This is a genomic window from Pseudomonas sp. H26/SER47-MNA-CIBAN-0231 (assembly GCF_040310465.1).
Classification (GTDB): Bacteria; Pseudomonadota; Gammaproteobacteria; order Pseudomonadales; family Pseudomonadaceae; genus Aquipseudomonas; species Aquipseudomonas atacamensis.
In genome coordinates this window covers 220,911-240,412 of record NZ_JBEOPW010000002.1, presented here as the reverse complement: position 1 = coordinate 240,412, position 19,502 = coordinate 220,911, and the positions used below count along the sequence as shown (strand labels likewise).

The window sequence follows — 19,502 nt, the reverse complement described above, 5'->3', positions numbered from 1 at the left end:
TCTAATATGGCTAAGCTGCATCAGCAGAGGCTTTTATCAGCTCGGGATGGGGAATTACCGGAGCGTCTATGCGGTGGGCCGTGGCGGCATTGCTGGGTATCAGCCTCAACGCGATGGCAGCGCAAGCGCCGTTGCGCTTCGCCGTGCCGGACAGTTGGGCGATGCCGATGGTGCAACTGCAAGGCGGCAGACCGACCCAGGGCATCCTGCATGACGTCCTGCTCAGCCTGGCGACCCAGGTCGGCGCGCCAGCGCAATTCGTCGTCCTGCCGCGCGCGCGGGTACAGAGCGCCATGGAGCACGGCGACATCGACGTGCGCTGCTATGCCGCACAGTCGTGGCTGCCGAATCAGTCCGGCGATTACATCTGGAGCGTGCCATTGTGGTTCCAGCGCGACCTGCTGGTCAGCCGCAAGGAGCAACCGGCGCAGATCGATCCCGCCCAACTGCCGCGCCAGGCCATCGGCACCGTCCTCGGTTACAGCTACCCTACCCTGCAACCGCTGTTCGACGCCGACCAGTTGCAACGCGAAGACGCGCGCAATCAGGAACAGGTACTGGAAAAGCTCCTAGCCGGGCGATATCGCTATGCGGTGAGCAATCAGTGGACGCTGGACTGGATCAATCAGCGCCTGCTGCCGGAGCAGCAGCTGCAAGGGGTCGCGGTGCTGCAAGAACAGAATATCGGCTGCTATGTGAGGAACGACCCGAACGTGCCGGTGCAGCGGATCCTGCGCACGTTGCTGCGGATGAAAATGTCCGGCGAGATCGACGACATAATCCGGTTGTACACCGGCGCCTCTTCAACCACACCCTAACCGCCTGTGGGAGCGAGCCTGCTCGCGAAAGCGGTATGTCAGGCGACACAGCTGTTGAACACGCCGACGCCTTCGCGAGCAGGCTCGCTCCCACAGGGTTGGCCGGGTCAATAGCCGTGCGATTCGCGGAATTTCGGCTCACGGCTGTGGTGATAATCGATCCACTCGACCACGTCGTAAGGCAGATAGAGCTGCTGCCGGGCACGGGACACGGCGATGTACACGGCGCAGATGCGCTGATCGAACTCGTAGGCATCCTTGAATTTCTCGTTACTGAGCAACGTCCGGGTCAACAGCACGCGCCTGAACTCCATGCCGCCAGCCCGCTCGGCCATCATCAACAGACAGGCCTTGCCCGGCTCGATGATCTTTTGGCTCAGTCGCGTCAGGTCGGCAATCATGAAGCCGTTTTGCAGTTGCGCTTCGATCCACAAAAACGCCTCGTCGAAACGGTTGGCCTCACGCACCATCTGCCAATCAGCCATGTCGCTGAAATACGGGTGCGGTCCTTTCTCGCTGGACCCGGCGTTATAGAAATCACGACGGAACAGCTCAATGGCGGTGGTCATGAAATGCTTGATGTCGTCCTGCGCTTCCCGGTCGGGGAAACTGAAGGCGCAACTGGAGTCGTGCAGATGGATGGCCCACATCATCGTGTCCCACGGTGAAGCGGTCAGCACCACGCAACCTTCGGGCGGCACGAAGGCTTGCGGGTAGTACTCGATATCGACGTCGGCGTGACGAGCGCCTTCGAACGGCACTTTGCTCTTGTGCGTATGGCGCGAGATCAGCGGATTGACCAGGCGCTCGACATTGCGCCCCGAGCGCACCGAATAGCAGATATCGCTCTGACGAACTTCACGCTTGCGCTTGGGCGCCTCGCCCGTGGCCTGCTGATACTCATCGCCGAGGGTGATCAGCACCTGCTGCCCGCGCTCGATGATTTGCAGCAGCGACGCCGGCACATCCTGGCTTTCGTCGATGATCACATGGGTGTAGCGCGGCGGGACGCGGCAACCGGCGAGACTGGCGCGTTTGATCATGAGCAACGTGGGAAAACCGCTCTGGCTGGCCCAGGCCGGATTGGCTTCCAGATACACCCACAGGCGACTGGAGTATTCCAGCAGCGCCTGCGAGTCAGCGCCGGTCAAGGGCTGCTGAAAATGCGGCAGGTGCCTGGCGGACAGCGTGTGATCTCTTGAGGTGCAGTACAGCTTGAGCACGCGCAGACAAACCTCGAGGGTGCCCGGCCCGTCGTGGTGGCGAAAGCCGAAGATATTCAGCTCCTGCGCCAGCGCCTGCTTGCTCGGGAGACGCGCCTGCGCTCTGGCCATAGGCAACCGGGGACCGAGCAGCTGAGCCTGGGCGAAATCGAAAAAGGTCTGGCCAATTTCCGTGTCGTGGACCTGAACGATGTGCTTGCGCAGCGTCGCCAGTTTCGCCGGGGTGCGCGCCAGTACCAGAGTGCGTTTCGAGCGCAGGCACTCGATCAGCGCGCTGAGCATGTAGCTCTTGCCGATGCCGGCATAACCCTGCACGTGCAGGTCTTCGTCGAGGTTGGCTCGGAAGGTTCGCAGCAGTTTGTCCTGCGCCGCGCTTAACCAGTGCTCCCGCTCGCGGGGGGTGACCATCTGCTGGCGGAACGGGTTGTTCTGTTGCTGGTGGCGGACTTTGTAGTCCACATCCCATTGCCCGCCGGGCAACAGAAATGCCTGCGCGGCGACTTCATCGGCCATGAGAAAGCGCAAGTTCAGACCTTTGAGCGCATTGAGGCCGAAATACAATTTGCGCGAATCGAACAGACGCCGCGCCTCTGCAAGCAGTCCTGCCGATCCGGTGCGCCGAGAGGTGACAGACCAGTCAATGAGTCTGGCGAGGATCTTCTCCGCTGCGCTGGCGCTCAAATCCTGTTCCGTGGCCTGGGCGAGGTTTTGGATGACCAGCACTGCCGCCAGTTCCGGGTCGCTCAGGCTGGCGAGTGTCGCGTCACCCTCGGGCTGCAATAGCGCCGTACACGCATCATGGGTGATGGGCAGAAATACCGGGGTGGCCAAATCAAAATGTTCCGGGTGCATACAACCTCGCCGCCTGGGCTTTAATACAACACCAGATCAGTCCTGGTCATTCTCGTCGTGCATTTCATGGGACTGCGGCAAGTTTCCCTCACTGCCGGACTCGGGGCTGATCCGCAGCTCGAAGGAGTAACTGCCGAGCGTGCCGGACATGCCGCGTCGTTCATCGCCGCTGGCCACCGCCCCCGCATCGATCTGCGCCTGCACTTCGTAGAGCGCCATTTCCAGCAGTTTGCGCAGGTGTTCAGGGTTTTGCGCGCTGGCGTGCAGTTGCAGGTCGTACTGGCCGGCCACCGATTCAGCGAGGGCCGGCTGGTCCTGCACCGCGAGCGGCTGCGCAGTTTCTTCAGCCGCATTGAACACGGTCGAAGCCGCCAGAATCGCAGCGTGCTCCTCATCCATCAGGTCAAGTACTCGCGACAGCTCCAGCGTGCGTTCGGGCTGATCCTGCATCTGCGTTTTGACTTCCAGACGCCGCATCTGCCATTCGCGCAGTTTTTCACGAGTCAGATCGTCGATTTCACCCACTTGCCTTACCTCTCAATGCTAAGCGAGGGAGTATGCCACTGTTCGCTGTCGACAGCCGCACGGGCACCGGGACGCTGCGCGGCTGATCCGCACGTTTCCGATGGCGGGTCAACGCCACTAGCCAAATCGCAGGCATAAAAAAACCGCAGTGGGCGAAACCCATGCAGTTCTCTTTGAATTCTCGGTAGGTTCGTTAAGGTGGTGCCCCCACCAGCCACACCCCGGCACACAATGTTCCCGCTGTGGCTGCTTCCTTCCGGATCTGACCAGGTTCACGGGTAATCGTTGCGGGGGGACCGATGGGGTCACCATAACGACGCTTGCCTGTCGGCGAGCCGCGCCATTGTACCTGTCTGAGATGAACTTACAACCGTTGGTTGCAGATAAAAAACCTGAACGGCTTCAAGGACATAAACATCACGGCCTGCGACACCTACAAGGCCAGCACCTCATCCGCCCTGCCGCCCGCCTGCTGGATCACCAGATGAATGAAGTGCAACTTGGCGATCGCCGCCGCCGGCAGTACGAACGGGTAGAAATCCGGCTGGCCCATGCTGCGCGACAGTTCGTTGAGCATGCCGGCCAGTTCGATCCACGCATTGACGAACGACAGGAATGCCGTGCCGCCGGGGTGCTCCGGATCGTACAGGGTGCTGGTGGGAAATGGCTGATAGTCGAAGTCCATTTCCCGCGCGCTCATGCCGAAGCCCAGCGCCGTGTCGACCGCATCCATCATGTGCAGGTAATGCGCCCAGGTTTCCGCCCAGTCTTCCCACGGGTGCATGGTCGCGTAGGCACTGACGTAGTGCTGCGGCCAGTCCAGCGGCGCGCCTTGCTGGTAATGCCGGTCCAGCGCCTCGGCGTAACTGGCGCGCTCGTCGCCGAACAGATTGCGGAACGCGTCCAGCCAAGGGCCGTTGGCGATGAGGCGATCCCAGTAGTAGTGGCCGACCTCATGGCGAAAATGCCCGAGCAGCGTGCGGTAAGGTTCGTGCATCGCCGCCCTGACCTGCTCACGGTGAGCGTCGTCGGCCTCTTTGATATCGAGGGTGATAAGGCCATTGGCGTGGCCGGTCATCGGCGCGTTGCCTTCCAGGTCGACACCGATGAAGTCGAACGCCAGCCCGGTTTCTTCATCGGTGATTTTCGGGATGACCGGCAAGCCGAGGGTGATCAGTTGCGCGACCAGTCGACGCTTGGCGATTTCGACCTTGCGCCAGCGTTCGGGATTTTCCGCGACGGACAAGTCGGGAATGGTGCGATTGAGGCTGCAAGCGATGCACAAGGTGTCGTGATCATTGGCCGGCAGCAGCCAATTGCACGCGGCGGGCATGTCGAGGTTGGCGCAGCGGCGGAACAGTCCGGCGTCGGGATCGGCGTCGAGCGTCCAGGTGCCTTCTTCCGGCCCCGGCTGCAGCGAGGTCAGGCGACTTTCTTCAGGTTGATAGCCGAGCAAGGCGTTACAGGCCAGGCACTGACTGTTGCGAAAGAACAGCGACTGGCCGCAACGGCACGGCCAGACTTTGCTGTTGCGCGAGGATCCGGCCACGAACGGCGCGATGATGCGGGAACTGAGCTGCTCGAAAAAACGGTGCATGGCGATCTCTCCCTGGGACTGGCCAAGACTAGATCATCCTGAAGACAACATCGTTCCCACCCATAACCGCGCGCTCGGGTGATGGCACCAGTGTGGTGAGGGGATTTATCCCCGCTGGGTTGCGAAGCGACCCCCAAAACCATACAACGCGGTTAATCAGGTATACCGAGTCGTATGGTTTTGCGACGACGGTGTCGCCGAACGGGGATAAATCCCCTCGCCACAGGTGTCCATCCGGAGAGGGATAAATCCCCTCGCCACAGGTGTCCATCCGGACAGGGGTAAATCCCCTCACCACAGGGGTTCATCCGGTCAGACAGGGACGCCGTGGCTTTTGAGGAAGGCGATAAACGCTTCTTCGTCCATGACCTTCACCCCCAGTTCGTTGGCCTTGGTCAGTTTCGAGCCGGCACCCGGGCCTGCGACCACGCAATGGGTTTTCGCCGACACCGAACCGGCGACCTTGGCACCCAGGCTTTCCAGATGATCCTTGGCCACATCCCGGCTCATCAACTCGACCTTGCCGGTCAGCACCCAGGTTTCGCCGGACAGCGGCAGACCTTCGACAACTTTTTTCTCGCTCTGCCAATGCATTCCGAAATCGCGCAGCTGCTGCTCGGACCGCTCGGCCAGTTGCCGATGCTCAGGCGAGACGAAGAACTCGCGCACCGAGTTGGCCTGCTTCTCGGGCAATGCCTGGCGCATGTCCAGCCAGTCAGCGTTCATCACCGCTTCCAGCGAACCGAAGCGATCGGCGAGTTTCTGCGCACCACCGGGGCCGACGAAGGGAATATGCAGTTTGTCGAGCAAGCCGCCCAGGGTGGTACTGGCGGCGAATTCGGCGCCCAACTCGCCTTGATCCTGAATCTGCAAACCATGGCCGAGCAATTCGCTGATGACCTGCTGGTTGTGCGCATCCTCAAAGAAACTGTGGATCTCGTGCGCCACTTCCAGGCCGACATCCGGCAGGTAGGTCAGCACATGCGGTAAGGCCTGTTGCACGCGCTCCAGCGAACCCAGCGAGCGCGCCAGCACCTTCGCTGTCTCTTCGCCGACATCGGGAATGCCGAGGGCGTAGATGAAACGTGCCAGGCTCGGTTGCTTGCTGTCTTCGATGGCTTTGAGAAGCTTGTTGCTCGATACCTCGGCGAAGCCTTCCAGATCGACGATGTCGTCGAACTTCAGCGCATACAGATCGGCCGGCGAACTGACCAGACCTTCGTCGACCAGTTGCTCGACGCTCTTGTCGCCCAAGCCTTCGATGTCCATGGCCCGGCGCGAGACGAAGTGAATGATCGCCTGCTTCAATTGCGCGCCACAGGCCAGTCGGCCGACGCAGCGATACACCGCACCTTCGCTGAAGGTTTCCTTGCCCTTGCTGCGCTTGACCAGTTGCGTGCGCTCAACGTGGGAGCCGCACACCGGGCAGCTTTCAGGAATGGCCACCGGGCGCGCGTCATCGGGGCGACGCTCGATGACTACCTGCACCACTTGCGGAATCACATCACCGGCGCGGCGAATGATCACCGTGTCGCCGATCATCAGGCCCAGCCGCGCGACTTCGTCCATGTTGTGCAACGTGGCGTTGGCCACGGTGACGCCGGCGACCTTCACCGGTTTCAGACGCGCCACCGGAGTCACCGCACCGGTGCGGCCGACCTGGAACTCCACGTCGAGCAGCTCGGTAAGTTCTTCCATCGCCGGGAATTTGTGTGCGATCGCCCAGCGCGGCTCGCGCGCACGAAAGCCCAGTTCACGCTGGTCGGCGATGCTGTTGACCTTGAACACCACGCCATCGATTTCATAGGCCAGCGAGTTACGGCGCTCGCCGATGTCGCGGTAATACTCCAGGCACTCATCAATGCCCTTGGCCAGCTTCAGTTCGTGACTGATCGGCATGCCCCACTTCTGCAACTGCTTGAGGTTACCGATGTGGGTGTCGGCGATATCGTGAGACACCTGACCGATGCCATAGCAGCAGAATTCCAGCGGACGATTGGCGGTAATCTTCGAATCGAGCTGGCGCAGGCTGCCTGCTGCCGCGTTGCGCGGGTTGGCGAAGGTCTTGCCGCCGATTTCCAGTTGCGAAGCATTGAGGCGCTCGAAACCGGCCTTGGACATGAACACTTCACCGCGCACTTCCAGCGTCGCCGGCCAGCCTTCGCCGTGCAACTTCAGCGGAATATTGCGCACGGTGCGCACGTTGACGCTGATGTCTTCGCCCGTAGTGCCATCGCCCCGGGTGGCGCCGCGCACCAGCAGACCGTCCTGATACAGCAGGCTGACCGCCAGGCCATCGAGCTTCGGCTCGCAGCTGTATTCCACCGCCGCGCCGCCACCAAACAGATCGCCGGCCGGCACGTCGAGGCCTTCGTTGACGCGGCGATCGAACTCGCGCATGTCGGATTCTTCGAAAGCGTTGCCGAGGCTGAGCATCGGAATTTCGTGACGCACCTGAGTGAACGCGGTCAACGCCATGCTGCCGACGCGCTGGGTCGGCGAGTCGCTGGTGATCAGCTCCGGGTTGGCCGCTTCCAGCGCCTTGAGCTCGTGGAACAAGCGGTCGTACTCGGCATCGGGAATGCTCGGCTCGTCGAGAACGTGATAACGATAGTTGTGCTGATCCAGCTCAGCGCGCAGCTCTAGAATGCGGGTTTTGGCGGCGGTCATGGGTGTTCTCTCATAAAGCAAAAGAGCAGCCGAGGCTGCTCAATTATTTTGCCGATCGTCTTGTTAAACAGGAACGACCTTTTGTATCAACGCTTCTGGGTCAAAGCGCGGCGTTCGAATTCGACGATGCGCTGACGGTAGTGTTCGATCGTCTGCGCGGTCAGCACGCTGCGCTGATCGTCTTTCAGTTCGCCGTTCAGTTCCTGGGACAGCTTGCGGGCTGCCGCGACCATCACGTCGAAAGCCTGCTTCGGATGACGCGGGCCTGGCAGACCGAGGAAGAAGCTCACCGCCGGGGTGCTGAAATGGTCGATGTCGTCCAGATCAAAAATGCCCGGCTTGACAGCGTTGGCCATGGAGAACAGTACTTCGCCGTTGCCGGCCATGCTTTCGTGGCGGTGGAAAATGTCCATCTCGCCGAAACGCAGACCGCTTTCGAGAATGTTCTGCAGCAGCGCCGGGCCTTTGAAGCCGGCCGGGTCGCGGCAGATCACGCTGATCACCAGGACTTCTTCGGCTTGTGGCTGATCTTTTTCCGCCACGGCCGCTGCAGGCTTGCTGTCTTCGGCGAAATCGTCATCGCGGCTGCTGAAGCTCGGGCCGCCGTCCAGATCGAGGTCGAGGTTCAAGTCGCCCTGCGCCGGGCCGTTGCTGCCGCGCTTGCCACGTTTCGAAGCGGATTCACGCGGCTCGCGGGCTTCGCGGTTGGGCATGCTCACCGACGGCAGATCGTGCTCGTCCAGTTGCGGCTCTTTGTGCGTGTCCAGGACGCGGGCCGGGCCCAACAGCTCGGCGCTGGTGTCCTCGTCCGGCAGATTGGACAGGCTCCGGTCGAGACGGAATTTCAGCTTTCCCTTGCCGCCGCGCATACGGCGCCAGCCATCGAAAAGAATACCGGCTATCACAATGATGCCGATGACGATCAGCCACTCGCGCAGACCGATTTCCATGTAATCCCGTGCCTCTATAAAAAATGCTGAAAAATAAGGGGTTTACACTGCGTAAACCGCTTTAAAACGTGGCGCCAACTCTATGTTCTGACAGGCGTTTTGCCCACGTATACGAAAAATTGACATTAAACTAGCACGACCAAAGACAACTTTACACCGTCTGTCTCATTTGGCTTGCGCGAATATGTCGATTGGCCATTCAGCCGGTGTCAGTAAAAAGTCCTACAGACCTCCAAAACTATTCCGACACCACACCGACTCAGGCATCCACCATCGCCATCGCCTCCTCGACATCCACCGCCACCAGTCGCGAACAGCCCGGTTCATGCATCGTCACACCCATCAACTGCTCGGCCATTTCCATGGCGATCTTGTTGTGGGTGATGTAGATGAACTGCACGGTCTGCGACATCTCTTTGACCAGGCGTGCGTAGCGTCCAACGTTAGCGTCATCCAGTGGCGCGTCAACCTCATCGAGCATGCAGAACGGCGCCGGGTTCAACTTGAAGATGGCAAAAACCAGGGCCAGTGCAGTCAGGGCTTTTTCGCCGCCGGAGAGCAAATGGATGGTGCTGTTCTTCTTCCCGGGCGGCTGCGCCATGATCGTCACCCCTGTATCGAGTAGATCTTCGCCCGTCAGTTCCAAATACGCGCGCCCGCCACCGAAAACTTTCGGGAAAAGTGCCTGCAAACCACCGTTGATCTGATCAAAGGTATCTTTGAAACGGTTGCGGGTTTCCTTATCGATTTTGCGGATGACGTTTTCCAGGGTCTCCAGCGCCTCGACCAGATCGGCGTCCTGCGCATCCAGATAACGTTTACGCTCCGATTGTTGCGTGTATTCATCGATGGCCGCGAGGTTGATCGCACCCAGGCGCTGAATCCGAGCGTTGATGCGTTCGAGTTCTTCTTCGGCTTCGCGTTCACTGGCTTGTGCGGTCAATGTGGCGAGCACGCCGTTGAGATCGTAGCCATCTTCGAGCAATTGATCCTGCAAAGCCTTGCGCCGTACGGTCAGCGCCTGCCATTCCATGCGTTGCTGTTCGAGCTGGCCGCGAATCAACTGCGATTGCTGCTCGGCCTGGGTGCGGCGTTTTTCCGCGTCGCGCAATTCACGATCGGCGTCTTCCAGGGCGATCTGCGCGGTCTTGAGCTCTTCATCGACGGTCATGCGCTTGTCGAGCAGTTCTTCAAGTTTCAGACGCAGCTCTTCCAGCGGCGCCTCGCCCTCCTCCAGATTCAGACTCAACTGTTCGCGCTTTTCAGTCAGGCGCTCGGCCTGCATCTCCAGACGCTCCAGCGCCTGGCGCGTGGAGTCATGCTGGGCGCGCAACGAGCCGAGACGCACGGCCAATTGGTGGGCATGATCCTTGTGCTGCCGCGCTTCCTGACGCACGCGATCAAGGCGCTCGCGCAGGCTGTCGCGCTGGGCCAGCAGCAACTCGCGCTGCTCGGTGTCGAGCGCCATGGAATCCAGCGCTTCCTGCAAATTCATGCGCGCTTCGCCGACCTGTTCGTGCTCAAGCTCGCGCTGTTCGGCGAGTTCGACCAGTTCTTCATCGAGACGGGTGCGGCGCAATGTCAGTTGCTCGGCCTTGGCCTTGCCGGCGGACAACTGCGCTTTCAGTTCGCCTTGCTGGCGCGCTTCGTCCTGCAGCAAGCGGCGCAGATGTTCGCGGCCGTTTTCCTGCTGGCGCTGTTGCGCGCGCAGGGTTTGCAGGCGGGTCTCCATGGCCTCGACCGTGGCTTCACGCTCTTCGCGTTCAAGCTGCAAGTCTTCGATTTCCTGGCCACGGGCGAGCATGCCGCTTTCCGCTTCGCTGGCGCGACGTACACGCAAGAAGTGCCGAGCGACCCAATAGCCATCGCGACTGATCAGGCTCTGCCCGGCGCTCAACTGGCCGCGCAAGGCCAGCGCCTGTTCAAGGCTGTCGACCGGTTTGACCTGACCAAGCCACGGCGACAGATCGATCTGCGCCTCGACTTTGTCCAGCAGACTGCCGGCCACCCGCACGCCATCGCTGGCCGGGCTGAGCAGGCGCAGATCGCCCTGGGTGAATCCGGACAGATCAAAACCGCTGAAATCGTCGACCAGCACCGCTTGCAGATCGGCGCCGAGCACGGTTTCCACCGCCAGCTCCCAACCGGCCTCGACCTTCAGGCCTTCGGCCAGGCGCGGACGCTCGGCGAGATTGTGTTCCTTCAACCATTCGGCGGTGCCGGTGCCCGGATCGAGCGCGGCCTGCTGCAAGGCTTCCAGCGACGCCAGACGCCCATTGAGCCGCTGCAGATCGCCCTGCGCCTGCTGCTGCGCGCTCAGCGCCTGCTGCAATTCCTGACGCAGTTGTTCGAGCTTTTCGACCTGTGCTTCTTCGCTGGTCTGTAAATCTTCGAGGGTCGCTTCGGACTCGGCGAGCTGCTCGTTGAGCGCCATGATCGCCGCGTCTTCCGGGTCGGCGGACAGCAACGCACGTTCTTCGGCGAGGCGTTTCTGCCGATCGGCCAGACGCTCCATGCTGCTTTCCAGCTGCTGAATCCGCGATTGCTGGACTTCAGCCTGACGGCGCGGTTCGGCAGCGGTCAGGTTGAAAGCATCCCACTGCTCCTGCCAGCCGTGCATGGTGGTTTCGGCTTCTTCGAGGGCCGCAGCGGCTTCCTCGGCGGCGGCGCTGGTGACTTCCTGTTCTGGCGTGAGCATGTCCAGCTCTTCGCCGAGGGTCAGCAACAGCGTGCGGTCGTGGCCCAGGTGCGACTCGGTTTCCAGACGAGCGCGCTCGGCTTCTTTCAGATCGTCCTGCAACTGGCGCAACCGCTGCTGGCCATGCTGAATGCTCTGCTCGACCCGGGCGATGTCGCCGCCGACCGAATAGAAGCGGCCCTGCACCAGATTGAAGCGCTCGGACAGGTCGTGGTGACCGTCGCGCAGGCGCTCGATGGCCGCATCAGCGTTACGCTGTTCAGCGACCAGCGCTTCGAAGCTGACTTCCTGATTGCCGATGATCGACTCGCGCTGGCCGACCTGCTCGTTAAGATCCTGCCAGCGCAGGGCCGACAGTTGCGCCTTGAGCTGACGCTCTTCGGCCTTGAGTTCCTGATACTTTTTCGCCGCCTCGGCCTGACGGTGCAGACGTTCGAGCTGGCGCTCCAGCTCTTCGCGCAGGTCGGTCAGGCGGGCGAGGTTCTCGTGGGTGCGGCGGATGCGGTTTTCAGTCTCGCGGCGACGCTCCTTGTACTTGGAGATGCCGGCGGCTTCTTCGATGAAATTGCGCAGGTCTTCGGGCTTGGATTCGATCAGCTTGGAGATCATCCCCTGTTCGATGATCGAGTAGCTGCGCGGGCCGAGGCCGGTGCCGAGGAAGATATCGGTGATGTCGCGCCGACGGCATTTGGTGCCGTTGAGGTAATAAGTGGTCTGGCTGTCGCGGGTGACTTTGCGGCGGATGGAAATCTCCGCGTAGGCGGCGTATTCGCCGAGCAGCGTGCCGTCTGAGTTGTCGAACACCAGTTCGATACTGGCCTGGCTCACCGGTTTGCGGCTGGTCGAACCGTTGAAGATGACGTCGGTCATCGACTCGCCACGGAGGTTCTTCGCCGAACTTTCGCCCATCACCCAGCGCACGGCGTCGATGATGTTCGACTTGCCGCAACCGTTCGGCCCGACGACCGCCGCCATGTTACTGGGGAAGTTCACCGTGGTCGGGTCGACGAAGGATTTGAACCCCGCCAGTTTGATGCACTTCAGCCGCACGCTCAGGCAACCGTCAGCGCAGACACCACCAGATCGCAGCTGCGCTGGGCATACGCCGTGAGCACGATGCGGATCTGCGGCAAATCACGGGCGAGTACGGCGGCGAGCAAGCGTTCGAACAGTTCGAGGAATTCGCTCATTTCCGCCTTGCGCTGTTCGAGGGCGAGGAAATACGCGCGGCTCATCGCCGGCTGGAGGTTCTCGACGGTTTCTTGCAGGTACGGATTGTTGGCAAACGGATAGGCGGCGCGCATCACCGCGAAGCTGTCATCGACGAAGCTGCGGATATCGCCGCGTTCGTAATTGGCGGTCAGGCGCTGCTGGATCTGCACGAACGGCGCCATGTCCGACTGCACTTGCCAGCCATTGGCCACCGAATTGCCTAGCAGGATATACAGCTCGCTCATCAGCGTGCACAGGCTCTGCACCTTGTGCGGCGTCAGCTCGGTAACGTGGGCGCCACGACGCGGCAGGATCGCGATCAGGTGACGGCGCTCGAGGATCAGCAAGGCTTCGCGGACCGAACCGCGGCTGACGTTGAGCGCCAGCGTGACCTTCTGTTCCTGGATGCGCTCTCCCGGCTTCATTTCGCCACGAATGATGCGTTCGGCGAGGTGGTGAGCGATTTGCTCGGCGAGGCTGTCCGGCGCCTTGAACGTCATGGTTGTCCTTCAAACTCTATCGATCTGCACAAGCGGCGCAGTGTAGCGCAAATGCGCGGTCATGGCGGAGTGCCCACTCAGCGGTTTTTGGCACGAATCCCGCAAAAAAGCGCAGTGACCGATGAAGGTCAATACTGAATAGACACGCTGTTGATCGACGAAACGGATTTTCCTGACCTTTAAGTCAGAAAACCATTGACCGAAAAGTCAGACCTGCTAAATTCGGTTCACGTCGGTTAACAACAATAATGAGTCTGCGAGGCCTTCCGTGATCCAGTTTTTACTTAACCAGGAACTCCGTAGCGAGCACGCCCTGGACCCGAATCTGACTGTGCTCAATTACCTGCGTGAACATGTGGGCAAGCCCGGCACCAAAGAAGGTTGCGCCAGCGGCGACTGCGGCGCCTGCACCGTGGTGGTTGGCGAGTTGCAGACCGATGACACGGGGCGTGAACATATTCGCTATCGCAGCCTCAACTCGTGCCTGACCTTCGTTTCGTCGTTGCACGGCAAACAACTGATCAGCGTCGAAGACCTCAAGCACAAGGGCGAACTGCACAGCGTGCAGAAAGCCATGGTGGAGTGCCACGGTTCGCAGTGCGGCTTCTGCACCCCCGGTTTTGTGATGTCGTTGTTCGCCCTGCAAAAGAACAGCGATGCGCCGGATCAGGCCAAGGCTCACGAAGCGCTGGCCGGCAACCTCTGCCGCTGCACTGGCTACCGGCCGATTCTCGCCGCTGCCGAACAATCCTGCTGCGCCAAGCCAGCGGATCAGTTCGACGCCCGTGAAGCCGAAACCATTGCCCGCCTCAAGGCCATCGCGCCGACCGATATCGGTGAACTCAACAGCGGTGACAAACGCTGCCTGGTGCCGCTGACCGTCGCTGACCTGGCCGACCTCTACGACGCTTATCCGCAAGCGCGGCTGCTCGCCGGCGGCACCGATCTGGCGCTGGAAGTCACCCAGTTCCACCGCACTCTGCCGGTGATGATCTACGTCGGCAACGTCGCCGAAATGAAGCGCATCGAAACCTTCGATGACCGCATCGAAATCGGCGCCGCCACCGCCCTTTCCGACTGCTACGAGGCGTTGAATGCCGAGTACCCGGACTTCGGCGAACTGCTGCACCGCTTCGCCTCATTGCAGATCCGCAATCAGGGCACCCTCGGCGGCAACATCGGTAACGCCTCGCCGATCGGTGACTCGCCACCGCTGCTGATCGCCCTCGGCGCGCAGATCGTGCTGTGCAAAGGCGAAACCCGCCGCACCTTGAACCTGGAAGATTACTTCATCGACTATCGCGTCACCGCGCGCCAGGAAAGCGAGTTCATCGAAAAAATCATCGTCCCGCGCGCCAGCGCCGAGCAGTTGTTCCGCGCCTATAAAGTGTCGAAGCGCCTGGACGACGACATCTCCGCCGTCTGTGCTGCGTTCAATCTGCGCGTGGAAAACGGTGTGATCAGCGACGCCCGGGTGGCCTTCGGCGGTATGGCGGCAATCCCCAAACGCGCCGCGCATTGCGAAGCCGTGCTGCAAGGTGCGCCGTTCAACAACGCCGTGATCGAACGTGCCTGCGCCGCGCTGGCCGGGGATTTCACACCGCTCTCGGACTTCCGCGCCAGCAAGGAATATCGCCTGCTCAGCGCGCAAAACCTGCTGCGCAAATACTTCATCGAACTGCAAACACCGCACATCGAGACTCGGGTGACCGCTTATGTCTAACCATCACGCCGTAGAGAAGACCCAGGCTGAATTGGCCGAATTGTTCGCCAAGGATCTGACCACCGGTGTCGGCCGCAGCGTCAAGCACGACAGCGCCGCCAAGCATGTGTCCGGTGAAGCGCAGTACATCGATGATCGCCTGGAATTTCCCAACCAGCTGCACCTGTATGCACGCCTGTCGGACCGCGCCCACGCGAAAATCCTCAGCATCGACACGTCGCCGTGCTACGCCTTCGAAGGCGTGCGCATCGTCATCACCCACGAAGACGTGCCGGGCCTGAAGGACATCGGCCCGCTGATGCCGGGTGACCCGCTGCTGGCCATCGATGACGTGCAGTTCGTCGGCCAGCCAGTGCTGGCAGTCGCGGCGAAAGATCTGGAGACCGCGCGCAAAGCAGCGATGGCCGCAATCATCGAATACGAAGACCTCGAACCGGTGCTCGACGTCGTCGAAGCCCTGCGCAAGCGCCATTTCGTGCTCGACAGCCACACCCATCAGCGCGGCGATTCGGCTTCGGCGCTGGCCACGGCTGAACACCGTATTCAGGGCACGCTGCACATCGGCGGCCAGGAGCACTTCTATCTGGAGACGCAAATCTCCTCGGTGATGCCTACCGAAGATGGCGGGATGATCGTCTACTGCTCGACGCAGAACCCGACCGAAGTGCAAAAACTGGTCGCCGAAGTGCTCGACGTGTCGATGAACAAGATCGTTGTCGACATGCGCCGCATGGGCGGTGGTTTCGGTGGCAAGGAAACCCAGGCCGCGAGCCCGGCGTGCCTGTGCGCGGTGGTCGCGCACCTCACCGGCCAACCGACCAAGATGCGCCTGCCGCGCGTCGAAGACATGCTGATGACCGGCAAGCGCCACCCGTTCTACGTTGAGTACGACGTCGGTTTCGACAGCAGCGGCCGTCTGCACGGGATCAACATGGAGCTGGCCGGCAACTGCGGCTGCTCGCCGGACTTGTCTGCTTCGATCGTTGACCGGGCGATGTTCCACTCGGACAACTCCTACTATCTCGGCGATGCCACCATCAACGGTCACCGTTGCAAGACCAACACCGCCTCGAACACTGCTTATCGCGGCTTCGGCGGCCCGCAAGGCATGGTCGCCATCGAAGAAGTGATGGACGCGATTGCCCGGCATCTGAAGCTCGACCCGCTGGCGGTGCGCAAGGCCAACTACTACGGCAAGACCGAGCGCAACGTCACCCACTACTACCAGACCGTCGAGCACAACATGCTCGAGGAAATGACCGCCGAGCTGGAAGAAAGCAGCCAGTACCACGAACGCCGCGAAGCGATCCGTCGCTACAACGCCAACAGCCCGATCCTCAAAAAGGGCCTGGCGCTGACCCCGGTGAAATTCGGTATTTCCTTCACCGCGAGCTTCTTGAATCAGGCTGGTGCGCTGATCCACATCTACACCGACGGCAGCATCCACCTGAACCACGGCGGTACGGAAATGGGTCAGGGCCTGAATACCAAAGTCGCCCAGGTCGTGGCGGAAGTGTTCCAGGTCGAAATCGATCGTGTGCAGATCACTGCGACCAACACCGACAAAGTGCCGAATACCTCGCCGACCGCTGCCTCCAGCGGCGCCGACCTGAACGGCAAAGCCGCGCAGAACGCAGCACAGACCATCAAGCAACGCCTGGTCGAATTCGCCGCGCGGCACTACAAGGTCAGCGAAGAAGACGTCGAATTCCGCAACGGCCACGTGCGGGTGCGCGAGCAGATTCTGACCTTCGAAGCGCTGATCCAGCAGGCGTATTTCAATCAGGTCTCGCTGTCCAGCACCGGCTTCTACAAGACTCCGAAAATCTACTACGACCGCAGTCAGGCCCGTGGGCGTCCGTTCTATTACTTCGCTTTCGGCGCAGCCTGCTGCGAAGTGATCGTCGATACCCTGACCGGCGAGTACAAGATGCTGCGCACCGACATCCTGCATGACGTCGGCGCCTCGCTGAACCCGTCGATCGACATCGGTCAGGTCGAGGGCGGTTTCGTCCAGGGCATGGGCTGGCTGACCATGGAAGAGCTGGTCTGGAACAACAAGGGCAAGCTGATGACCAACGGCCCGGCCAGCTACAAGATCCCGGCGGTGGCGGACATGCCGCTGGATCTGCGGGTGAAACTGGTGGAAAACCGCAAGAACCCGGAAGACACGGTGTTCCATTCCAAAGCCGTCGGTGAACCGCCGTTCATGCTCGGCATCGCCGCGTGGTGCGCAATCAAGGACGCGGTGGCGAGCCTCGGGGATTATCAGCATCAGCCGAAAATCGACGCGCCAGCCACGCCGGAGCGGGTGTTGTGGGGCTGTGAGCAGATGCGCCAGCTTAAAGCGGTGAAGGCTGTCGAAGCTGAAACCGCGGTTGTTTGATGATCGTTCCCACGCTCTGCGTGGGAATGCAGCCCGCGACGCTCTGCGTCGCATCCTGAACAGCGGACGCGGAGCGTCCAGTGATGCATTCCCACGCAGAGCGTGGGAACGATCTGAGAGGTGTGTATGTACAACTGGATCGACGCCCTCGCCGACCTGCAGAATCAGGGCGAGCCCTGTGTGCTGGTGACGATCATCGAAGAACTCGGTTCGACGCCACGCAACGCCGGCTCGAAAATGGTCGTCAGCGCCGACCGCCTGTTCGACACCATCGGTGGCGGGCATCTGGAATTCAAAGCCATGCAGATCGCCCGCGAGATGCTCGCCAGCGGTAAGCAGGACACCCATCTGGAGCGCTTCAGCCTCGGTGCCAGCCTCGGCCAGTGTTGCGGCGGCGCCACGGTGTTGCTGTTCGAACCGATGGGCCAGGTCCAGGCGCAGATTGCCGTGTTCGGTGCAGGCCACGTCGGTCGCGCCCTCGTGCCGCTGCTGGCCAGCCTGCCCTGCCGGGTGCGCTGGATCGATTCGCGCGAGGCCGAGTTCCCTGAACACATCCCCCACGGCGTGCGTAAAATCGTCAGCGAAGAGCCGGTGGATGAAGTCGATGACCTGCCCGCCGGCAGCTACTGCATCGTCATGACCCACAATCATCAGCTCGATCTGGAGCTGACCGCGGCGATTCTCAAGCGCAACGATTTCACCTGGTTCGGCCTGATCGGTTCGAAAACCAAACGCGCCAAGTTCGAACATCGCCTGCGCGATCGTGGTTTCGACCCGAGCGTGGTGCAGCGCATGCGCTGTCCGATGGGCATCGGCGAAGTCAAAGGCAAACTGCCTGTGGAAATCGCCATCTCCATCGCCGGAGAAATCATCGCCACCTACAACGCCAATTTCGGCCAGCACAGCGCCCGCGCCGAACCGATTGCCCGACTGCTGCCCGCCTCGCGCCGCAGCCAGTCCGCCAAACTCAAAGCCTCAAACTGATTAGAGAACCCTCATGCCTCTGACTCGCAAAGCCTACCGCGCCGCCATCCTGCACAGCATCGCCGACCCTGCCGAAGTCGGCATCGAAGCCTCTTATGAATATTTCGAGGACGGCCTGCTGGTGGTCGACGACGGCAGGATCAGTGCCCTCGGCCACGCCAGCGAACTGCTGCCAACCCTGCCGGCAGATATCGAGATCAACCATTATCAGGATGCGCTGATCACCCCGGGCTTTATCGACACACACATTCACCTGCCGCAGACCGGCATGGTCGGCTCCTACGGCGAGCAATTGCTCGACTGGCTGAACACCTACACCTTTCCCTGCGAAAGCCAGTTTGGCGACAAGGCCCACGCCGACGAAGTGGCGGACATCTTTATCAAGGAACTGCTGCGCAACGGCACCACTACGGCGCTGGTGTTCGGCAGCGTGCATCCGCAATCAGTGAATTCGTTTTTCGAAGCGGCGGAAAAGCTTGATCTGCGCATGATCGCCGGCAAGGTGATGATGGACCGCAATGCCCCGGATTATCTGGTCGATACCGCCGAATCCAGCTACGTCGACAGCAAGGCGCTGATCGAGCGCTGGCACGGCAAGGGTCGCTTGCACTATGCGGTGACGCCGCGCTTCGCCCCCACCAGCACCCCGGAACAACTGACCCTGGCCGGGCAATTGCTGACGGAATACCCGGATCTGTACATGCAGACCCACATCAGCGAAAACCTCAAGGAAATCGAGTGGGTCAAGGAACTGTTCCCGGAGCGCAAGGGCTACCTCGACGTCTACGATCATTTCCAATTGCTCGGCGAACGCTCGGTATTCGCCCACGGCGTGCACCTGTGTGACGAAGAATGCGCGCGACTGGCAGAAACCGGCTCGGCGATCTCGTTCTGCCCGACCTCGAACCTGTTCCTCGGCAGCGGCCTGTTCAACCTGCCGATGGCCGAGAAACACAAGCTCAATGTCGGCCTCGGCACCGACGTCGGCGGCGGTACCAGTTTCTCGCTGCTGCAGACGCTGAACGAAGCGTACAAAGTGATGCAACTGCAAGGCGCGCGCCTGAGTCCGTTCAAATCGTTGTATCTGGCGACCCTCGGTGGTGCGCGGGCGCTGCGCCTGGAAGACAAGATCGGTAACCTGCAACCGGGCTCCGATGCCGACTTCCTGGTGCTGGATTACAACGCCACGCCGCTGCTGAGCTATCGCTTGAAGCAGTCCAATAACATTGCCGAGACGTTGTTTGTGCTGATGACCCTGGGCGATGACCGCACCGTGGCGCAGACGTATGCAGCGGGGGCGCTGGTGCATCAGCGCTAGGTTTTCCTGCACTGATCGTTCCCACGCTCTGCGTGGGAATGCAGCC

General features: G+C 61.1%; 12 protein-coding genes and 1 other RNA gene. 5 read left to right on the top strand and 8 right to left on the bottom strand.

Going from position 1 to position 19,502, the window contains the following annotated elements:
- Positions 1-68: 68 nt before the first annotated feature.
- Complete coding sequence (locus tag AAEZ10_RS03940; RefSeq protein ID WP_350567812.1) at positions 69-818, top strand: substrate-binding periplasmic protein; 750 nt, start codon at positions 69-71, stop codon at positions 816-818.
- A 107-nt stretch (positions 819-925) separates the two neighbouring features.
- Here AAEZ10_RS03940 and AAEZ10_RS03935 read toward each other — a convergent pair whose 3' ends face one another.
- The 8 genes from AAEZ10_RS03935 to AAEZ10_RS03900 form a co-directional block, all read right to left on the bottom strand.
- Positions 926-2,893, bottom strand: coding sequence for a hypothetical protein (locus AAEZ10_RS03935; protein ID WP_350567809.1), 1,968 nt, complete (start codon positions 2,891-2,893; stop codon positions 926-928).
- 36 nt (positions 2,894-2,929) lie between these two features.
- On the bottom strand, positions 2,930-3,418 hold the full coding sequence (locus AAEZ10_RS03930) for a hypothetical protein (RefSeq protein WP_350567806.1): 489 nt from the start codon (positions 3,416-3,418) through the stop codon (positions 2,930-2,932).
- A 205-nt stretch (positions 3,419-3,623) separates the two neighbouring features.
- An RNA gene (gene ffs / locus AAEZ10_RS03925) (signal recognition particle sRNA small type) lies at positions 3,624-3,720 on the bottom strand.
- A 131-nt stretch (positions 3,721-3,851) separates the two neighbouring features.
- Complete coding sequence (locus tag AAEZ10_RS03920; protein WP_071171597.1) at positions 3,852-5,015, bottom strand: zinc-binding metallopeptidase family protein; 1,164 nt, start codon at positions 5,013-5,015, stop codon at positions 3,852-3,854.
- Between the two features lie 312 nt (positions 5,016-5,327).
- Positions 5,328-7,685, bottom strand: a complete 2,358-nt coding sequence (ligA, locus tag AAEZ10_RS03915; RefSeq protein ID WP_350567803.1) for an NAD-dependent DNA ligase LigA — start codon at positions 7,683-7,685, stop codon at positions 5,328-5,330.
- Positions 7,686-7,771: 86 nt separating this feature from the next.
- The gene (gene zipA / locus AAEZ10_RS03910) at positions 7,772-8,635 is read right to left on the bottom strand and encodes a cell division protein ZipA (protein WP_350567800.1); all 864 of its coding nucleotides are present in this window, start codon (positions 8,633-8,635) and stop codon (positions 7,772-7,774) included.
- A gap of 259 nt (positions 8,636-8,894) precedes the next feature.
- The gene (gene smc / locus AAEZ10_RS03905; RefSeq protein WP_350567797.1) at positions 8,895-12,383 is read right to left on the bottom strand and encodes a chromosome segregation protein SMC; all 3,489 of its coding nucleotides are present in this window, start codon (positions 12,381-12,383) and stop codon (positions 8,895-8,897) included.
- A 2-nt stretch (positions 12,384-12,385) separates the two neighbouring features.
- Entirely contained in the window at positions 12,386-13,045 is a 660-nt protein-coding gene (locus AAEZ10_RS03900) for a GntR family transcriptional regulator (RefSeq protein ID WP_039763015.1), read from the bottom strand.
- 268 nt (positions 13,046-13,313) lie between these two features.
- On the opposite strand from AAEZ10_RS03900, the gene xdhA reads away from it, so the two are divergent.
- The 4 genes from xdhA to guaD all read left to right on the top strand — a co-directional run bounded on the left by xdhA (position 13,314) and on the right by guaD (position 19,456).
- A complete protein-coding gene (gene xdhA / locus AAEZ10_RS03895) occupies positions 13,314-14,768 on the top strand; it encodes a xanthine dehydrogenase small subunit (protein WP_350567794.1) in 1,455 nt (484 codons plus the stop codon).
- A complete protein-coding gene (gene xdhB / locus AAEZ10_RS03890; RefSeq protein WP_243241730.1) occupies positions 14,761-17,154 on the top strand; it encodes a xanthine dehydrogenase molybdopterin binding subunit in 2,394 nt (797 codons plus the stop codon). Before xdhA ends, xdhB begins: the two co-directional genes overlap by 8 nt.
- A 126-nt stretch (positions 17,155-17,280) precedes the next feature.
- Positions 17,281-18,138: a xanthine dehydrogenase accessory protein XdhC gene (gene xdhC / locus AAEZ10_RS03885; RefSeq protein WP_073473987.1), complete on the top strand. Its 858-nt coding sequence runs from the start codon at positions 17,281-17,283 to the stop codon at positions 18,136-18,138.
- A 13-nt stretch (positions 18,139-18,151) separates the two neighbouring features.
- On the top strand, positions 18,152-19,456 hold the full coding sequence (gene guaD / locus AAEZ10_RS03880; protein ID WP_350567790.1) for a guanine deaminase: 1,305 nt from the start codon (positions 18,152-18,154) through the stop codon (positions 19,454-19,456).
- Positions 19,457-19,502: the final 46 nt, after the last annotated feature.

Bases quoted from the DNA above. Each gene is read 5' to 3' on its own strand.
- AAEZ10_RS03940 (WP_350567812.1), top strand. From the start codon at position 69: ATGCGGTGGGCCGTGGCGGCATTGCTGGGTATCAGCCTCAACGCGATG.
- guaD (WP_350567790.1), top strand. From the start codon at position 18,152: ATGCCTCTGACTCGCAAAGCCTACCGCGCCGCCATCCTGCACAGCATC.
- AAEZ10_RS03920 (WP_071171597.1), bottom strand. From the start codon at position 5,015: ATGCACCGTTTTTTCGAGCAGCTCAGTTCCCGCATCATCGCGCCGTTC.
- ligA (WP_350567803.1), bottom strand. From the start codon at position 7,685: ATGACCGCCGCCAAAACCCGCATTCTAGAGCTGCGCGCTGAGCTGGAT.
- xdhC (WP_073473987.1), top strand. From the start codon at position 17,281: ATGTACAACTGGATCGACGCCCTCGCCGACCTGCAGAATCAGGGCGAG.
- AAEZ10_RS03900 (WP_039763015.1), bottom strand. From the start codon at position 13,045: ATGACGTTCAAGGCGCCGGACAGCCTCGCCGAGCAAATCGCTCACCAC.
- xdhB (WP_243241730.1), top strand. From the start codon at position 14,761: ATGTCTAACCATCACGCCGTAGAGAAGACCCAGGCTGAATTGGCCGAA.
- zipA (WP_350567800.1), bottom strand. From the start codon at position 8,635: ATGGAAATCGGTCTGCGCGAGTGGCTGATCGTCATCGGCATCATTGTG.
- AAEZ10_RS03935 (WP_350567809.1), bottom strand. From the start codon at position 2,893: ATGCACCCGGAACATTTTGATTTGGCCACCCCGGTATTTCTGCCCATC.